Raw genomic sequence first — 16,340 nt, 5'->3', positions numbered from 1 at the left:
AGGCTACGTGAGAAGTAGCGTCGGAAGCGTGCAGCGAACCAGGACTATCCCCGGTGTTGCGTTCGGTACGAGCGCGTTCTTCCTCTGGGGTTTGTTCCCCGCTTTCTTCGGGTTGCTGGCGTTCGCCAGTGCGGCCGAGGTGGTTGCGCAGCGGATTCTGTGGACCTTGGTGTTGGTGCTCGCGATGCTGCTGGTGAGCGGACGGTTGCGCGAGCTACGCGGTATCGGCGCGCGGATCTGGCGGTTGGCCGCGGTGGCGTCGGCGGCGATCGCGATCAACTGGGGTGTGTATGTGTTCGGCGTCACCTCGGGTCACGTCGTGGAGTGTGCGCTCGGGTACTTCATCAACCCCTTGGTGACCGTCGCGTTCGGGGTGCTCATCTTTCGCGAGCGGCTGGCGAAGGCGCAGTGGGCCGCGCTCGGTCTCGGCGCCGCGGCGGTGGCGGTGCTCACCGTCGACTACGGCAGGCCACCGGTCATCGCGCTGGTGCTGGCCTGCTCCTTCGCGACGTACGGCCTGGTGAAGAAGGTGATCCCGCTGGACGCGGTGCGCGGCATCGCCGCCGAGGGCGTGGTGGCCGCGCCGTTCGCCCTCGTCTTCGTGATCGTGCTCGCCCTGACCGGGCGCAGCGAATTCGGTTCCAGCACAGGGCATGCCGCGCTGATGGTGGCCACCGGTCCGGTCACGCTCATCCCGCTGCTGCTGTTCACCGTTGCCGCCCAACGCGTTCCGCTCTCCACCATGGGGCTACTGCAGTACCTCACCCCGGCGCTCCAGATGGCCTGGGGTGTCGCCGTCGCGCACGAACCGATGCCCGCCTCCCGCTGGGCCGGCTTCGCCCTCATCTGGACGGCCCTGGCCATCTTCACCGCGCACGCCCTGCTGCGTGCCCGCCGCACCCACCGCGAGGCCCGGACCAGCACCGTTGCTGCCGGATCGCAAGCCAAATCGACGGATGCATAAATCTGCACGGCGGAGTACAGTGATCTGCATGCGGACGACTTTGGATCTGGACGATGCGCTGCTGCGCGCCGCCAAGCAACAGGCCGCTCGCGACGGACGAACCCTGACCAGCCTGATCGAGGAGGCGTTACGCATGCTGCTCGAAGACCTCAGCGCACGGGGCACCGCACGGATGGACATCGTCCTACCGACGGGCGGCGGCGACGGGGTTCAGGTCGGCATCAACCTCGCCCAGTGGAATACGGTCCGCGACGCCGGTTACGAGGACGACGACGCACGCCTGCGATCGACGTTGTCCGATGCTGCTTCCTGACGTCAACGTCCTGGTCTACGCGTTCCGGGTCGAATCACCCGATCACGCCGCCGCGCACGACTGGCTGACCACGTTGGTGAACGGACCCGCCACCTTCGCCTTGAGCGAGTTGGTGCTCAGCGGGTTCGTTCGCGTGGTCACCAATCCGCGCATCTTCCGGACGCCGACCCCGCCGGACCAAGCCCTCCAATTCACCGAGATATTGATCGGTGCACCGAACTCCCGTCCCGTGCGCCCCGGACCCCGCCACTACGAGATCTTCGCGCACCTGTGCCGCACCGTCGACGCCCGAGGCAACGACGTCGCCGATGCCTACCACGCCGCCTTGGCCATCGAGTCCGGCAGCGAACTGATCACCTGCGATCGCGGGTTCGCCCGCTTCCCTGGCCTACGCTGGCAGCACCCGTTCGCGGTGCAGTCGAAAGCCTGACGCGCCAAAGGGTTTGATAGCCTCGCCGCAGGTAACGCCGGGAGCCAGCACTGGCCGCACACCCTTTTTCGGCGTGCGCACACCCGCTATAGGGGTGTGCGCCTCACACAGAGGGTGTACGGCCAGCGGTTCGGCCGGGCGTGCGCCTACCTACCAGGCGGTGTTGATGTGGCCGGGGGTCCAGGTGCCCCAGCGTTGGGTTTCGTCGATGGTCACCTTGGCGGGCTGGGCATTGGGGTCGAGGGGGAGGTACTGCTCGATCGAGCCCCAGTCCCGGTCCCAGTCCTGGTCCAGATAGGTGGGCAGCGCGCGGGCGGTGAAGAGCAGCTGGGTCCAGCCGAGTGGACCGCCACCGTTGTGGTCCTGCCACAGGTTGGTGATGGTCGCACCGTTGCGGTCCGGCAGGATTCGGTAGGTCGGCAGGTCGCCGACGCCTGCGTGGGTGGGCACCAGGTTCTGGCAGGGGAAGTTCAGCACGACCTCCCAGTCCAGCAGCACCGGTGTCCGCGAACCCACCACGGCCGTCAGGGTTTTCGTCTGCGGCACCCGCGGCGGAGTCACCGCGAGCCACTGGTCCTTACCGAGATCCTTGTCGCTCGCGACGATCCGGACGGCATCGGCGTCACCGGGCAGCTGATCCAGCGGGACACGCATGTTGCGCCACGACGGGGACGGCCCGATGTCGATCGGGTCCACGCTGCCGAGCGCGACCGCCGTGCCGTCGGATCCGGCGCGGCCGTACTCGAGGCGGAGGTCCTGGCCGGGGTGGACGATACCGTCGCTGTCGACGTGCCGGATCCGTCCGGCGACGGCGATCGAGATGATGTCGCCGCGACTTCCGTTAGTGGCGTTGGGAAGTCGGTACCACCCGGTGGTCAGCTCGGCCGGCACCTGGGCGCCGTCGCGGTAGCTACCCAGCACGGGCGTGGTCGCCGGGTCGAGTCCGAATGGCAACGGGACACTGCTGCCGTTGATACCCGCACCCGACGTACCGGTCTCGGACCCCGGCGATTTCGAACCGGCCTTCGGATCGGCCGTATCGTCGGAGTCGGCGCTGGCGACGGAATTCGCCTTGCCCGTGGTGGATTCGACCTCATCGGAGGTGAGATCAGTAGCCACCCCGTTCGGAGTGAAGCCGGTCGACTCGGCGCCGGCGAGCGCAGTCGCGGCATCACCGGCCAGCGGCGGCAACACCGACGCGTTGGGATCGGTCTCGATCAGCACCTTGTCGGCGAGGCCGCAGCCGCCGGAGAACGCGGCGGACAGGTTCGATTGCGCCATCGAATACGACGGATACTGCGCCACAGCCGCTTTCGCGAACGACAGCACCTCGAACGCCACCATGGCGGCCGCGACGACGGCAAGCACCGGAACGCGGGCGATTCGTCCCGGCACCGAGCCTGCGCGTGGCTGTGTTTCCGGCCGAATGTGGAACCAGGCCGCGACCGCGAGCGCGAGCACCGAAAGCCCGGCGGCGAAGGTCGACAGCCCGAAACCGGCGAAGGTCGGCGGCTTGTCCCACCACGGAATTCCCCACGCCGAGACGTACCAGTAGCCGTTGGCACCGACGAAGGTCAGCGCCAACGCGAAGAAGACCGCGGTGGCGAACAGTGCCCGGTTACGCAGCGGACGCATGACGGCGGGGCTGATCGAGACGGCGGTGAGCGCCGCGACGCAGGCGGCCAGCCCGGCGAACACGCCGAACTGGTGGGTCCACTTCGTCGGGGAGAACATCATCAGCACCATCGCGGCGACGGTGATGCCGACGAGCCTGCGTCCCGGTCCGAGCGCGGTCCCCGGAATGCGCCCGCCCCGGCGCAACATGGTCACCACGCAGACCGCCAGGCCGAGCAGCAGCATGAACATGCCGAACCGCCGGGTGAGCCAGCCGTCGGCGTTGATCTGCAGCAGGTACTGGTAGCGCAGGAACTCGAAGAACCAGGACTCGCCTGGGCCGATCCGCCCGTGCACATAGAACATTTCGAGCGCGCCCGCCAGGGTTCGATCCGCGAAGACCACGGTCAGCACCGCCAGTCCGGCGGCCAGCAACGGCAGCAGCAAGGAGAGGTACCCGGCGCTCTTGGCCCGCTGCACGATCACCGCGGTGACCGTGCGCGCTCCGGCCGCGAGCGCGCCGACGCAGATCAGGCCCGACGGTGCGACAGTCAGTGTCAGCGCCGCGACGATGATCGCGAACGCGTAAGGCAGCAGACGACGGGTGGCGATGGCGCGTTCGACCGAGGCCCAGGTGAGGATCACGCCAAGCGCCACAAAGGGTTCCGCGCGCAGACCGTTGTTGTAGGGCATCCAGAACGCGAGGAAGACCAGTGCACTGGTCCACACCACGATCTTGTCGAAGCGCAGGGCGATGCCGAGCCGGGGCAGGATCTCCCGACTGATCACCCACCAGGTGAAGACACCGACGAGCAAGGTGGGCAACCGAACCCACGGACTCGCCGACGACACATGGGTCAGCAGCGAGATCATGTCGGTGTACGGGGTGTAGAACGGTCCCTCGTCGACGCTGAACCAGCGGTAGTAATTCGACATGAAACCCGAGCTCTGCGAGGCGCGAGCCATGCCGAGGATATAACCGTCATCGGAGGTATTGGCCCCGATGAAGTGCCACACCAACAGCGTGGCGAACACCAGGTAGTCGGCAGGCTGCAACCGCCACCATCGAGTAGGCAGGAACCGCCGCGACTTTCGCCCGTCCGCACTGTCCAGGCGGTACAGCGCGACCAGCGCGACCAGCGTCGCCAACACGGCCAGCGCGATCGCGGCCAACTTCAACGGCGTCGGCGAGGCCGAAAAACGGGAATCCACTTGCACATTCACGTGCAAACCCGCCGGTGCCGCACCGGTCAGGTCACTGAAGACGCCGACAACCTGCGGGCGGATGTCGGTGGTGAACTCCTTGCGCGAATCCGCGAGACCCGTTGCCGTGACCGTAGTCCGCTGCGTATCCATCTCGACGTGGACCGCGCAGGATCCGTTGCGGACCGCGCTCAGCGGCGCCGACCACAGCAGCGTGTTGCGGGACACCACGTCGACCCGGCCCGCGCGATCCGCGGCATCGGGGACGACTTTGACGACGAATCCGTAGCGCTCCAGATCGGGCGACTGCCGCGGAATGGTCGACACCACAACGCCACCCGAGTCGGCGAGCGCGTCGAAGGCGGCGCACGGTAGCTCGGCGGATAGGTCCATCGGCGCGTAGGTGAGCAGCGGCGCGGTGACCGAGGTGACCGCCGCCGTCTGCGGCCACGCCACACTGGATTGATCCTGCTCGACCGGCAGGAACGGGATCGACGCGGCGGCGAGGATGGCCAGCAGCCCACTGACGATTGCCAGCAACCTGATTCGGCGAGCGACACCGCGGTGCGCTCCGGAATCCTGCGGCTCCTGGGGTGCCGACGGTTGGGCGGATTCACGCACAGCGTCACTGACAGTCACGACGCTGGATGCTAGCGCGTAATCATCGGATGACACAGAGTCCCAGCTATCGGCGGTCGAATCACGTACTCAGCCTGCGCATTCGGTCATCGACTCGAACGGAGGTCGTTGTCGCGGCCGGCTCGCTGGGAGCCGGCCGCGGCGGCACGAACTAGCTGCAGGCCGTGGAGGTCTGGCCCAGGTTGGTCAGCATGGCGCAGGCCCAGGACTTCTGGATCTTCCACTTGCCGTTGTCGGCCACGAAGGGCACGTCGACGAGGTTCTCCTGGCCGTTGACCACGAACTTGGCCTTGGCGTTGACACTGTCGCCGAACTCGGTCACGTCGGTGACCTCGATCTTCACGTCGGCGCCCTTGGCGGCCTGCGAGAGGCGATCCGGCAGGGTCGGGTCGGCCTCGGCGCCCTGGACACCGTCCAGCTTCTCCGACGCCGGAACCGCCGGGTCCAGTGCGCGGGCCAGTGCGGCGTTCAGCTCCGCGACTGTCGGGACCGGCGGCAGGTTCGCGGCGGCCGACGCCGACGCCTTGGCGCTGGTCGACGTCTTGGCGGCCGGCTTGCTGTCCTTGTCGTCGCCGCACGCGGTCATACCTAGCGCGGCAACGATGGCCAGGCCGGCGATCGCGATGCGTCCAGTCTTACGAAGCTTCAACTGCTCGTCCTTTGCGTTCGAGTAGGTCCGTGTCATGTCCACCAATGGCAGCCTCCACCCGACCGGCGGCGCTGCACGAGCTCCCAGGCTACCGGCACAGAGGACCACCGCGTGGACCCACACGGGACTGACTGATGTCGTCGGCAGCGAACGTACGCGGTGGGCTCGGCGATGTCGAGCGCTGCGCCGACCCCGTCACCGCAGACTGTGCAGCGGATCGGCTCTGCTCAGACCCGGGTCGTCGGCGGCGAAGGTGCGGGCCGGGCCCGGACCGGTCGAGCGGGTCTCGAATCGCACGGTGACGACGCCGTATCCACCGCCTTGAACCCAGCCGTGGCCGTACTCGGGGTGCTCGACGTCCATGCCCGGATGCCAGAGCGGAACCGACAGCGCGGTCGCGAGCGGCGCGGTCGCCGGTGCCTCCTCCGCGTCCTCCGCCAACTCGGCGGCCTGTTCCCAGACACCGTCCTCGGCGACCGGCGCCTGATCCAATTCGGGAAACAGCGACTCCTGCCGCACCGTGGACAATCCGCCGTAGCCGACCCCGACCAGCCGGATCGGACCCAGCTCGGTCGGGTCGATCGCGGAACGCTGCGCGGCGGTGGACAGCGTGGTGAGGTCCTCGGTCGCGTACGGCAGCGTGAACGAGCGCGTCACGATGCTCATATCCGACTTCTTCAGCTTGAGCACGACGGTGCGGGCGGCGCGCCCGTCGGCGATCAGGCGACGATGCGCCGACGCGGCCATCGCCTCGATCGCCGGGCGCAGCTGCGCGAGGGTGACGATATCGGTCTCGAAGGTGGTCTCGGCGCTGATCTGTTTGGCCTCGGCCCGCTCGGCCACCGGGCGATCGTCGATGCCGCGCGCGAGGCGATGTAGCGCAGCGCCGACCGCGCCGCCCAGTATCGATATCGCCTCCGATTCGGGCAGCGCGGCGAACGCGCCGACCGTCTCGATGCCGAGCGAGCGCAGTTTGTGCTCGGCCACCGGGCCGATCCCCCACAGCTTCCGGACCGGCAGCGCGGACAGCATCTCTGACTGTTCGACCGCCGAAACCACCCGGATCCCATCGGGTTTGGCGAGGCCGGAGGCGATCTTGGCGAGCTGCTTACCGGTGCCCGCGCCGACGGACGCGGTCAGACCGGTGCGTTCGCGCACCGCGGCGCGCAGGTCCGCACAGAACTCGTGCACCTCGGCCACCGTGGCACCGGCCAGCTCGGCGGGTTCGCCGAACGCCTCGTCGAACGACAGCGTCTCCAGCACCGGGATCCGGCTGCGCAGGGTGTCGAACACCTGCCCGCTCAGCACGCCGTACACCGCACCGCGCGGCGGCACCACCACCGCGGTGACGCCGATCAGCCTGCGCGCCTGATGCATCGGCATCGCCGAACGCGCGCCGTACACTCGCGCTTCATAACTGGCGCCCGCGACGACACCGCGCCCGCCGATGCCGCCCACGAGAACCGGGCGCCCGCGCAACGTGGGACGCGTCAACTGTTCTACGGACGCGAAGAACGCATCCATATCGATGTGCAGCACCCAGCGCCGGGCAGTGCTCTGTGCGTCGGCGCGGGCCAGTGGATGCTGCTCACTCACCGTGGTTTCGCCGAAGGTTTCCTGGACTCCGGTAAGCGCACCGGCAGCACGTCGGCGGCGCGCTGCCCGAACTCCCCCAGCCAGGCCGAATCCGCCGGCCCCTCCGCAGGCGCCCGGTCGGCGACGATCGCCTTGTCCGTACTCACCTTCGGAAATCTACGCCCGCCCACCGACAGCATCGGGCAGGCGCCGACGCTGTGTGGTGACTGCGGACTAGCTGTCGGTTTCCTGTCGCGATCCGAAGTGATGCAATTTCGACATTGAACGGACAACCAGCCCGCGACCTGGGCAGATATCACCCGCCCGAGCGCACTACACGGTTTCGGTAAACAGTTGACGAAGCGCGGGGACCGCCCTTGCCGCACAGCTTCATGTGTGATGATCGGACCTATGAAGATCCGCAAGGCCGTGATCCCGGCCGCCGGTATCGGTTCCCGGCTCCTCCCGCTGACCAAGGCCATCCCCAAGGAGATGCTGCCGGTCGGCGACAAGCCGGTCATCGAACATACGGTCCGCGAGCTGGTCGCGTCGGGCATCACCGACATCACCATCGTGGTCAGCAGCGGAAAATCGTTGATCCAGGACCACTTCCGCCCCAACCCCGCGCTGGTGGCCCAGCTACGCGCGGACGGCAAGACCGCCTACGCCGACGCGGTCGAAGAGGTCGGCGAACTGTCCAGGCTCGGCCACATCACCTACCTCGACCAGCACGGCCCCTACGGTAACGGCACCCCGGTCCTGAACGCGGCCCGCAACCTGGGTGACGAGCCGATGCTGGTGCTGTGGCCCGACGACGTGTTCGTCGCCGAGGTGCCGCGCGCCCAGCAGCTGATCGACGCCTACGAGGCCACCGGCGCCCCGGTGCTCGCGCTGATGCCGATGGACCCGGCCGAGTCGCAGCGCTACGGCGTCCCGGTCGTCGCCGACGATCAGGGCCACGGCCTGTTGCGCATCACCGGCCTGCGGGAGAAGCCCAAGCCCGAGGACGCGCCGTCGGACTTCGCCGCGATCGGCGGCTATGTGGTCACCCCCGGCATCATCGACGAGCTGCGCGCCCAGACCAAGGCCTGGTACGAGCACCGCTCCGGCGAGGTCTACCTGACCGACGCGATCAACGTGCACGCCGCCGAGAACCCCGTCTACGGCCAGGTGATCCGGGGCCGCTGGTACGACACCGGCAATCCGGCCGACTACCTGGTCGCCCAGTTCGCCTCGGCGCTGGCCAACCCGCAGTACGCCCCACTGCTGCGCAGCCTGGTCGACGAGAAGGACTGAGCCGCACACACCCTGATGTCCCGCAGACCGAATCGCACGCGATTTCCGGTGCGGGACATCAGCGGATGTGCGGCTAGAAGCGGCGGATCGCGTAGATGTCGAACTGCTTGAGCGGGCTGAGACCGACGGGGACGCCCCAGTCGTAGGCGTTGAAGATCTGGCCGAACCCGGCGTAGATGCCGACGTGCGAGCCGTCGGTGTTCAGCACCACCACGTCGCCGGGTGAGAGCGCGTAGTACGGGACGGGTGCGCCCGCTCTGGCCTGTTCCCAGGTGGTGCGCGGAATGCGGACGCCGACCTGGCGGAAGGCCCATTGGACCAGGCCGGAGCAGTCCCAGGTGAACGGTCCGGTGCCGCCCCACTCGTAGGGCTTTCCGGTCTGCGAGACCGCCGCCGCCAGCGCACCTACGCCGTTCGAGCTGGGCAGCGGGATCGCGCCCGAACCGGAGGCGGACAGGGATTGGGCGCTGCCGGTAGCGCTACCGGTGTCCGACCAGCCCGGACCCGCCAGGATCAGGGTCGCGGCGGTCGCTAGGAGAAATCCGAAAGCGATGCGACGCAAGGGTTTTCTGTTCACGTGCTCGTCCCTTCCGGCGGCCCGGCGCGCGGGCCACCATCCGGCGGTCCCGGCTGACGCCTGGGTCGAGCAGCGCCACAGGGGCCGCAGCCGCCGTGTCCGGCGCACAAACACCTGGCACAGCGCATTCAGGTAGGACAACTCACGAACTCACTACTGCCCCAGAAGTCGATCTCCGCAACAGCAGCACCATCTTCGATTCTGCCGTGCCGCTTGAACCTGCAACCGCAGATCAGCAAATTTCTGGCATGTGATCTACATCACATGTTATTCGGCCGAGGGTTGGTCCGCGCCCGCTTCGGCAAGGGCAGCGCGGACCAAGGAGCGGGCCGCCCAGCTCATCGTCTCGGTGGCCGCCGCTACGTCGAGCCCACAGGTGTCCCGGGTGGAGACCAGGGCTTCAATCCCGAAGACCAGCGTCACCGCGTTCACCAACCGCTCCATCCGCTCCGCCGACAGCGTGTCCCGCAACGGCGCCAAGGCGACCCGCGCCATCTCCAACCGGGTCACCCCGCGCACCGGAACTCGTTCCGCCTCAGCGACATCGACCTGACTGAACCAGCGATCAAGGGTTGCTCGCAATACGCCACGCCACACCACTTCATCCGCGAACTGGAAGGCGCAGACCTCGCGCACCACCCGGTCGATGCGCCGCTCCGGATCATCGGGCAGGTCGTCGAGGAAGTCCGGGAAGCCACCGGTGGTCCCGGCCTGCCGGGTCGCCATGTCCGACCACAGCGACTGCGGCCGATACGCGGTGGCGGTGGAGACCTGCGCGGCCTCGGCGACCTCGGCGATCGAGGGCGAGTGACCGTTGCGAGCGAGTTCGAGCGCGGCCGCGAGCAGAGCCTCCCTGGTGCGCATCTTCTGATTCTTCGCGCGGCCGCTATTGAGAATCTCGTCGTCGACGAATCCCATTGGTACGGCCGGGCGACCGGCACGTTCCTGGGCATCCCCGGCGGCAACCGCCCCATCGATTTCCGGATACTGCACGTCTGCGAGATCCGCGACGACAAGATCAGCCGGGAGAACGTCTGGCTGGACACCGCCGCCATCATGCAGCAGTTGACGGCACCGGCCTGATGGGCGCCTACAAGGCCGCCGAACGCGGGATCGCGGTGCGGCAGCGGGACGAGCAAGGGCGGGACCAGCTGGTCCCGCCCTTGCTGTTCGACGTGTCAGGCCTTGGTGACCTGCGCCCGCACGCCACCGACCAGATCGGCGGCGTCGGCCCCCGCCTCGCCGAAGGTGAGGGTGGTGGCGAGGATCTCGCCCGCGATCAGCTCGCGGTGCGTGTCGGCCCAACCGGCCCGGTCGGCGGGCACCTCGAGCAGCACCGAGATCCGGTCGGAGACATCCAGCCCCAAGGACTTTCGGGTCTCCTGCAGATCACGGATGAGGTCGCGGGCCCAGCCCTCGGCCTCCAGTTCCTCGGTGACCACCGAGTTCAGCACCACCAGACCGGCATTGCCGGGCAGGGCGGCGGTGGACTCGGGTTCGGCGGCCACCAGGCGCTGCGTGTATTCCTCGGGGAGTAGGGCGATTCCGGCGGCGGTGACGACACCGTCGGCGTCCTCGGACCATTCGCCGGCCTTGACCGCCTTGATCACCGTCTGCACGTCCTTGCCCAGGCGCGGGCCTGCGGCACGGGCGTTGACGACCAGTTCGAACCGGCCGTGCACGGCGACGTCGGTGGTCAGGTCGACCTTCTTGACGTTCACCTCGTCGGCGATGATGTCGGCGTAGGGCGCGAGCCGCTCGGCGTCGGCCGCGGCGATGGTGACCTCGGCCAGCGGCAGCCGCACCCGCAGGTTCTGTGCCTTGCGCAGGCTCAGCACCGTCGAGCAGACCACCCTGGCCTCGTCCATCGCGGCGACCAGCTCCGGATCGGCGGGCAGCTCACCGTCAGCCGGCCAGTCGGTCAGGTGCACCGACTCGCCGCCGGTGAGACCCCGCCAGATCACCTCGGTGATCAGCGGCAGCAGCGGCGCGGCCAGCCGGGTGACCACCTCGAGCACCGTGTGCAGCGTGTCCACCGCATCCGGCTCCTCGCTCCAGAAGCGCGAACGCGACCGGCGCACATACCAATTGGTGAGCGCGTCGGCGAATCCGCGAAGCTGCTCGCAGGCCCCGGCGATGTCGTAGGTCTCCAGCGCCTCGGTCATCGCGTCGCGGGTTTGCGCGAGCTTGGCCAAGATGTAGCGATCCAGCACGTTCGGCGAATCCGTGCGCCAGGTACCCGGTTTCGAGGCATACAGGTTCAGGAACGTCCACGCGTTCCACAGCGGCCGCAGCGCATGGCTGACGCCCTCGCGGATGCCGCGCTCGGTGACGATGAGGTTGCCGCCGCGCAGGATCGGCGAGCTCATCAGGAACCAGCGCATCGCGTCGGAGCCGTCCCGATCGAACACCTCGTTGACGTTCGGGTAGTTGCCCTTGGACTTGCTCATCTTCAGGCCGTCGTCGCCGAGCACGATGCCGTGTGCGGCAACGGTTTTGAAGGCATGGCTGTCGAAGAGCGCGGTCGAGAGCACGTGCAGCGTGTAGAACCAGCCGCGGGTCTGCCCGTTGTACTCGACGATGAAGTCACCGGGGAAGTGGCTGTCGAACCACTCCTTGTTCTCGAACGGGTAGTGCACCTGGGCGAACGGCATCGAGCCCGACTCGAACCAGCAGTCGAGCACCTCGGGCACCCGGCGCATGATCGACTGCCCGGTCGGGTCGTCCGGGTTCGGCCGGGTCAGCTCGTCGATCATCGGGCGGTGCAGATCGTCCGGGCGCACGCCGAAGTCGCGTTCCAGCTCGTCGAGCGAGCCGTACACGTCCATCCGCGGGTAGTCCGGGTTGTCGGAGACCCACACCGGGATCGGGCTGCCCCAGTAGCGGTTCCGGCTGATGTTCCAGTCCCGCGCGCCCTCCAGCCACTTGCCGAACTGGCCGTCGCGGATGTGCTCGGGCACCCAGCTGATCCGCTGGTTCAGCTCGACCATCCGGTCGCGGAACTTGGTCACCGCGACGAACCAGGACGGCACCGCCATGTAGATCAGCGGCTGACCGGAGCGCCAGCTGTGCGGGTAGGAGTGCTCGATGGTCTCGTGCCGCAACAGCTTTCCGGCGGCCTTGAGGTCCTTGATGATGACCGGGTTGGCGTCGAACACCATCAGGCCCTCGTACGGCGGCACCATCGAGGTGAACTTGCCGCCCGGGTCCAGCGGCTGCACGATCTCGATGCCGTTGGCCGTGGCGACGTCCATGTCCTCCTCACCGAATGCCGGTGCGAGGTGCACGATTCCGGTGCCGGAGTCGGTGGTCACGTAGTCGGCGTTCAGCACGCGGTGCGCGCGCGGGTGGCCTGCGAAGAAGTCGAACGGCGGCTCGTAGGACAGGTCGGTGAGCGCGGCGCCGTCGTACTCGCCGAGTGTCTCCGGCTCGTCACCGAATTCGCGGGCGTAGTGCGACACGCGTTCGGCCGCCAGCAGATAGCGCTTGCCGTCGGCGGCGCGCAGGTGCACGTAGCGGACGTCGGGGTGCACGGCGATCGCGAGGTTCGACGGCAGCGTCCACGGGGTGGTGGTCCAGATCAGCGCGTTGGCGCCGTCCAAGGCGTGCAGCGGATGCTCGGCGGGGACGCGCAGCACCATGTCGACGGTGACCGCCGGGTCCTGGCGCATCTTGTACGCGTCGTCGAGGCGGGTCTCCTGATTCGACAGCGGCGTCTGCTCATACCAGCTGTAGGGCAGCACCCGGAAGCCCTGATAGATCAACCCCTTCTCGTGCAACGACTTGAACGCCCACATCACCGACTCCATGAAGTCGAGATCGAGTGTCTTGTAGTCGTTGTCGAAGTCGACCCAGCGCGCCTGACGTGTCACATAATCGCGCCATTCACCGGTGTAGCGGAGCACGGAAGATTTACAGGCCGCGTTGAATTCGGCGAGGCCCATCTCGTCGATCTGTGATTTGTCCGTGATACCGAGCTGTTTCTCCGCTTCGATTTCCGCGGGCAATCCGTGACAGTCCCAGCCGAATCGCCGGTCGACCCGCTTGCCGCGCATCGTCTGGAAACGCGGTACCAGGTCTTTGACGTATCCGGTGAGCAAATGCCCGTAATGTGGCAGACCGTTGGCAAACGGCGGTCCGTCGTAGAAGACGAACTCCGCTGCCCCGGAACGGTTTTCGATGCTCGCGCGGAAGGTGTCGGCGGCCGCCCAGGCGTCTAGCACGCGGCGCTCCATCGCGGGGAACGCCGATCCCGTGCCGACACCGAGGTCGACGCGCGGGTATCCGCTGTTGCTGGAAGTTTGGTCCGCCATCGCGGGTGCGTCTCCTCGTGCCGTTTACGTTGGCACGGGGACGATGCCGACGCCGGTGCGTCGATACCGCGGTACCACCCCGCTTGTCCGGCCAGAGCGGCCGAACCTCTCGTTGTGAGCTGTGACGGGCTCACCCGTTCGGTTCTACTGGGCACCGCCGCCGAGCAGGCCGCGGGTGCTGTTCTTCCGAAGGCTCCCCGGTGATGGCCGGATCAACACCATGTTCATGTTTGATTCTAGCCAGTGCGGTCAAACCTGATTACGGTGCCGCCTACCTAGCGCTTGGCGTGGCGCCCCGGTGGTGGCGCGGCGTCCTCGTCCGGCCGACGCATAGACAGGGCACTGACCAGTAGCAGCACGGCGCCGAGCACGCAGACCAGGATGCAGCCCCACGCCCAGATCACCGATCCGGTGGTGAGCGCGGCTACCAGCAGGGCGAAGCCGACGGCGGCAAGAACGAGCGTCAAGACGAGCATGGTGTCCCCAGGCGGCTCGACAGTTTCTTCAATTGTACGAACTGTGGTGCGCTCGAGGCGAGCGGCTTACTTGCCACCCTTGGCGAACGAGGCGGGCTGCAGGTTGTTGGCCGTGTTGGCGTCGGCGAAGGCCTCGCCACCGTCGACCGGGACCGCCGAGCCGCGGTTCTCCAGCTCCTCGAGCTGCGATTCCAGGTAGGACTTCAGCCGCACCCGGTACTCGCGCTCGAAGGTCTTGAGCTGTTCGATCCGGCTCTCCAGCACGCTGCGCTGCTGGGTGATGGTCGCCATGATCTCGGTGTGCTTGCGCTCGGCATCGGCCTGCAGGGCGTCGGCTTTTTCCTTCGCCTGACGCAGCTGGTTGTCCGAACGGGACTGCGCGTCCGACAGCATCGCGTCGGCCTTCTGGCGCGCGTCGGCGATCATCGCCTCGGACCGAGTCCTGGCATCGCCGACGAGACGCTCGGAGTTTGCCCGCGCGTTCGACAGCAGGTTCTCCGCTTCGACCTTCGCGTCGCTGGTGAGCCGATCCGCCATCTCCTGGGCGAGGCTGAGCACCTTGGCGGCCTGCAGGTTGGCGTCCGCGCTCGGGGCTTCCTTCGGCGGGGCCGGGGCGGGCATCGGTGCGGGCGGGGCCTGCTGCACCGGTGGCTTGATCGGCTCCGGCTGCGGCGGCGGTGCCTGCTGGACAGGCGCTTTCACGTTGTTCGGGCCGACCGGGCCGCGATTCTTCTTGGCATCAGCAAGTTCTGCGTCGAGTTCGGCGACCCGCTGACGCAGGTCGGCGTTTTCCTCGATCAGACGCGAGAGTTCCTGCTCGACGAGATCCAGGAAGGCGTCGACTTCATCCTCGTTGTAGCCGCGCTTCCCGATCGGCGGTTTGCTGAACGCGACGTTGTGCACATCGGCTGGAGTCAGCGGCATGGAAGGATCCCTTCACGCGTCTTTTGGAGATCTAGCAGATCTAGCAAGCTACTTCATGGCCCATTCTGTCACACCGGGGTTGCCGACTGCCCAAGGCTGCCCACGATCGACATCAAGATGAAGACGATGAAAAGCAGGACCATAATCGACAGATCCAGGCGAATTCCCCCCAGGGACACCGGTGGTATCAAGCGCCTCAGGAGTTTCACCGGCGGATCGGTGATCGTGAAGATCACCTCGAGGATGACGACAACGACACCGGTCGGGCGCCAGTCGCGCGCGAAGCTTCGGATGAACTCGACGATCACCCGGCTGATCAGCAACAGCCAGAAGATGAACAGTACGAAGTACAGCACCGCGAACAAGGCCACGAGTTCACTCTGCCGCAAAATCCGCTTTGCGCAAAATGACCGCGCCGCCCCACCTGCGACCGGTCTGCAACACCCCCCAGATCACGACCTTATTTCTGGTTGTAGAAGCCGGTTTCGGCGATGCGTCGGCGTTCTTCGGCTGATACGTCGACATCGGCCGGTGAGAGGAGGAACACCTTGGTGGCCACCTTGTCGAACGAGCCACGCAGCGCGAACGCGAGTCCGGCGGCGAAGTCGACCAGGCGCTTGGCGTCGGCGTTGCTCAGCTCGACCAGGTCCATGATGACCGGGTTGCCCTCGCGGAACCGCTCGCCGATGATCCTGGCCTCGCTGTAGTCGCGCGGGCGCAGTGTCGTGATCTTGGACAAGGGGCCTCCGTCCTCGAAGATCCCCGGCCTGCGCGCGGGTGCCGGCTCGGGGCGCACGCGCTCCTCCAGCCGTCGCTCCTCGGCGTCGGGATCGACCGCGAGCGCACCACGGGTGGTGCCCCGCAGCGGCGGCGGCGCGGTGCCGCCCGCACGGAACCGGCCGGACGAGGGCGCGGCGTCGATGCGGGTGGGGCGGCGGGCCGGCTCGTAGCGGTCCTCGCCATAGGGCTCGTCGGCGTACTCGTCACGCCGGGAAACCGGGTAACCGCCCTTGTAGGGCGACTTGTAGGCGGGTTCCGGGTAGTCGGCGTCCTCGCGGTCGAAGCCGTCGGCGCCGTAATGGTCCGCGCCGTAACGATCTTCGACGTAGCGGTCGGAGTAGTCACGGGGCCGAGGCCGGCGAACGCCACGCTCGTCGCTACCCCTGGGGGCGCGATCGTCCACGTAGTCGTCCTCGTAATCCTCGAGCGGAACCATGCCAAAGTACGCCTTGAACTTGTGCAGCGTGCTCATCACCGCACCTCGCTGGCGCTCGGCACGGTGATGACCACGCGGGTGGCTGCGCCCATTGGCTCGCTGCGCTCGCTCATCACCGCACCTCGCTGACGCTCGGCGCAGTCATGACCAC

General features: G+C 67.5%; 16 protein-coding genes. 5 read left to right on the top strand and 11 right to left on the bottom strand.

Annotated features, from left to right (window positions below; translation table 11 throughout):
- The first annotated feature begins 28 nt into the window (after positions 1 to 28).
- Genes rarD through IBX18_RS20615 form a run of 3 tightly spaced genes read left to right on the top strand, consistent with a single transcriptional unit; the run spans position 29 to position 1,707 of the window.
- Positions 29 to 964: an EamA family transporter RarD gene (gene rarD / locus IBX18_RS20625; protein ID WP_194835220.1), complete on the top strand. Its 936-nt coding sequence runs from the start codon at positions 29 to 31 to the stop codon at positions 962 to 964.
- Positions 965 to 992: 28 nt separating this feature from the next.
- Complete coding sequence (locus tag IBX18_RS20620) at positions 993 to 1,277, top strand: type II toxin-antitoxin system VapB family antitoxin (protein ID WP_194835219.1); 285 nt, start codon at positions 993 to 995, stop codon at positions 1,275 to 1,277.
- The gene (locus IBX18_RS20615; protein ID WP_194835218.1) at positions 1,264 to 1,707 is read left to right on the top strand and encodes a type II toxin-antitoxin system VapC family toxin; all 444 of its coding nucleotides are present in this window, start codon (positions 1,264 to 1,266) and stop codon (positions 1,705 to 1,707) included. Before IBX18_RS20620 ends, IBX18_RS20615 begins: the two co-directional genes overlap by 14 nt.
- A gap of 150 nt (positions 1,708 to 1,857) precedes the next feature.
- On the opposite strand, the gene IBX18_RS20610 is transcribed toward IBX18_RS20615, so the two are convergent.
- The 4 genes from IBX18_RS20610 to IBX18_RS20595 all read right to left on the bottom strand — a co-directional run bounded on the left by IBX18_RS20610 (position 1,858) and on the right by IBX18_RS20595 (position 7,554).
- A complete protein-coding gene (locus IBX18_RS20610; protein ID WP_194835217.1) occupies positions 1,858 to 5,163 on the bottom strand; it encodes an arabinosyltransferase domain-containing protein in 3,306 nt (1,101 codons plus the stop codon).
- A gap of 151 nt (positions 5,164 to 5,314) precedes the next feature.
- The gene (locus IBX18_RS20605) at positions 5,315 to 5,848 is read right to left on the bottom strand and encodes a hypothetical protein (protein ID WP_107655174.1); all 534 of its coding nucleotides are present in this window, start codon (positions 5,846 to 5,848) and stop codon (positions 5,315 to 5,317) included.
- A 159-nt stretch (positions 5,849 to 6,007) separates the two neighbouring features.
- Positions 6,008 to 7,408, bottom strand: coding sequence for a DNA polymerase IV (locus IBX18_RS20600; protein WP_306796338.1), 1,401 nt, complete (start codon positions 7,406 to 7,408; stop codon positions 6,008 to 6,010).
- Positions 7,405 to 7,554: a hypothetical protein gene (locus IBX18_RS20595; protein WP_194835216.1), complete on the bottom strand. Its 150-nt coding sequence runs from the start codon at positions 7,552 to 7,554 to the stop codon at positions 7,405 to 7,407. The genes IBX18_RS20600 and IBX18_RS20595 overlap by 4 nt, the downstream gene beginning before the upstream one ends.
- 244 nt (positions 7,555 to 7,798) lie before the next feature.
- Here IBX18_RS20595 and IBX18_RS20590 point away from each other — a divergent pair, with 244 nt between their 5' ends.
- Positions 7,799 to 8,683: a UTP--glucose-1-phosphate uridylyltransferase gene (locus tag IBX18_RS20590; protein ID WP_147138829.1), complete on the top strand. Its 885-nt coding sequence runs from the start codon at positions 7,799 to 7,801 to the stop codon at positions 8,681 to 8,683.
- Between the two features lie 73 nt (positions 8,684 to 8,756).
- Here the strand turns inward: IBX18_RS20590 and IBX18_RS20585 are convergent, their stop codons facing one another.
- Positions 8,757 to 9,260, bottom strand: coding sequence for an NlpC/P60 family protein (locus tag IBX18_RS20585; protein WP_306796337.1), 504 nt, complete (start codon positions 9,258 to 9,260; stop codon positions 8,757 to 8,759).
- A 267-nt stretch (positions 9,261 to 9,527) separates the two neighbouring features.
- Positions 9,528 to 10,124, bottom strand: a complete 597-nt coding sequence (locus IBX18_RS20580) for a hypothetical protein (protein ID WP_228541591.1) — start codon at positions 10,122 to 10,124, stop codon at positions 9,528 to 9,530.
- Here IBX18_RS20580 and IBX18_RS42175 point away from each other — a divergent pair.
- Positions 10,068 to 10,343 (top strand): ester cyclase, encoded by a 276-nt coding sequence (locus IBX18_RS42175; RefSeq protein ID WP_306796336.1) that lies wholly within the window; start codon positions 10,068 to 10,070, stop codon positions 10,341 to 10,343. The genes IBX18_RS20580 and IBX18_RS42175 overlap by 57 nt on opposite strands.
- Before the next feature lie 95 nt (positions 10,344 to 10,438).
- Here IBX18_RS42175 and ileS read toward each other — a convergent pair whose 3' ends face one another.
- The 5 genes from ileS to IBX18_RS20550 form a co-directional block, all read right to left on the bottom strand.
- Positions 10,439 to 13,573: an isoleucine--tRNA ligase gene (ileS, locus tag IBX18_RS20570; RefSeq protein WP_194835214.1), complete on the bottom strand. Its 3,135-nt coding sequence runs from the start codon at positions 13,571 to 13,573 to the stop codon at positions 10,439 to 10,441.
- Between the two features lie 275 nt (positions 13,574 to 13,848).
- Positions 13,849 to 14,049: a hypothetical protein gene (locus IBX18_RS20565; protein WP_107655168.1), complete on the bottom strand. Its 201-nt coding sequence runs from the start codon at positions 14,047 to 14,049 to the stop codon at positions 13,849 to 13,851.
- A 66-nt stretch (positions 14,050 to 14,115) separates the two neighbouring features.
- Positions 14,116 to 14,973, bottom strand: coding sequence for a DivIVA domain-containing protein (locus IBX18_RS20560; protein WP_107655167.1), 858 nt, complete (start codon positions 14,971 to 14,973; stop codon positions 14,116 to 14,118).
- Between the two features lie 68 nt (positions 14,974 to 15,041).
- Positions 15,042 to 15,344 carry a YggT family protein gene (locus IBX18_RS20555; protein ID WP_107655166.1) on the bottom strand — a complete coding sequence of 101 codons (303 nt, stop codon included), beginning with the start codon at positions 15,342 to 15,344 and terminating at the stop codon, positions 15,042 to 15,044.
- An 89-nt stretch (positions 15,345 to 15,433) separates the two neighbouring features.
- Positions 15,434 to 16,225 carry a cell division protein SepF gene (locus IBX18_RS20550; protein WP_107655165.1) on the bottom strand — a complete coding sequence of 264 codons (792 nt, stop codon included), beginning with the start codon at positions 16,223 to 16,225 and terminating at the stop codon, positions 15,434 to 15,436.
- Positions 16,226 to 16,340: the final 115 nt, after the last annotated feature.

Source organism: Nocardia sp. XZ_19_369, assembly GCF_015355715.1.
Lineage (GTDB): Bacteria > Actinomycetota > Actinomycetes > Mycobacteriales > Mycobacteriaceae > Nocardia.
Note: the sequence above shows the minus strand (reverse complement) of the source record. Positions and strands in the feature narration are given on the sequence as shown.

What these genes read in the sequence shown, in the direction of transcription:
- IBX18_RS20620 (WP_194835219.1), top strand. Translation starts at nt 993, where the DNA reads ATGCGGACGACTTTGGATCTGGACGATGCGCTGCTGCGCGCCGCCAAG.
- IBX18_RS20615 (WP_194835218.1), top strand. Translation starts at nt 1,264, where the DNA reads ATGCTGCTTCCTGACGTCAACGTCCTGGTCTACGCGTTCCGGGTCGAA.
- IBX18_RS20605 (WP_107655174.1), bottom strand. Translation starts at nt 5,848, where the DNA reads ATGACACGGACCTACTCGAACGCAAAGGACGAGCAGTTGAAGCTTCGT.
- IBX18_RS20590 (WP_147138829.1), top strand. Translation starts at nt 7,799, where the DNA reads ATGAAGATCCGCAAGGCCGTGATCCCGGCCGCCGGTATCGGTTCCCGG.
- IBX18_RS20580 (WP_228541591.1), bottom strand. Translation starts at nt 10,124, where the DNA reads ATGCGCACCAGGGAGGCTCTGCTCGCGGCCGCGCTCGAACTCGCTCGC.
- ileS (WP_194835214.1), bottom strand. Translation starts at nt 13,573, where the DNA reads ATGGCGGACCAAACTTCCAGCAACAGCGGATACCCGCGCGTCGACCTC.
- IBX18_RS20565 (WP_107655168.1), bottom strand. Translation starts at nt 14,049, where the DNA reads ATGCTCGTCTTGACGCTCGTTCTTGCCGCCGTCGGCTTCGCCCTGCTG.
- IBX18_RS20560 (WP_107655167.1), bottom strand. Translation starts at nt 14,973, where the DNA reads ATGCCGCTGACTCCAGCCGATGTGCACAACGTCGCGTTCAGCAAACCG.
- IBX18_RS20550 (WP_107655165.1), bottom strand. Translation starts at nt 16,225, where the DNA reads ATGAGCACGCTGCACAAGTTCAAGGCGTACTTTGGCATGGTTCCGCTC.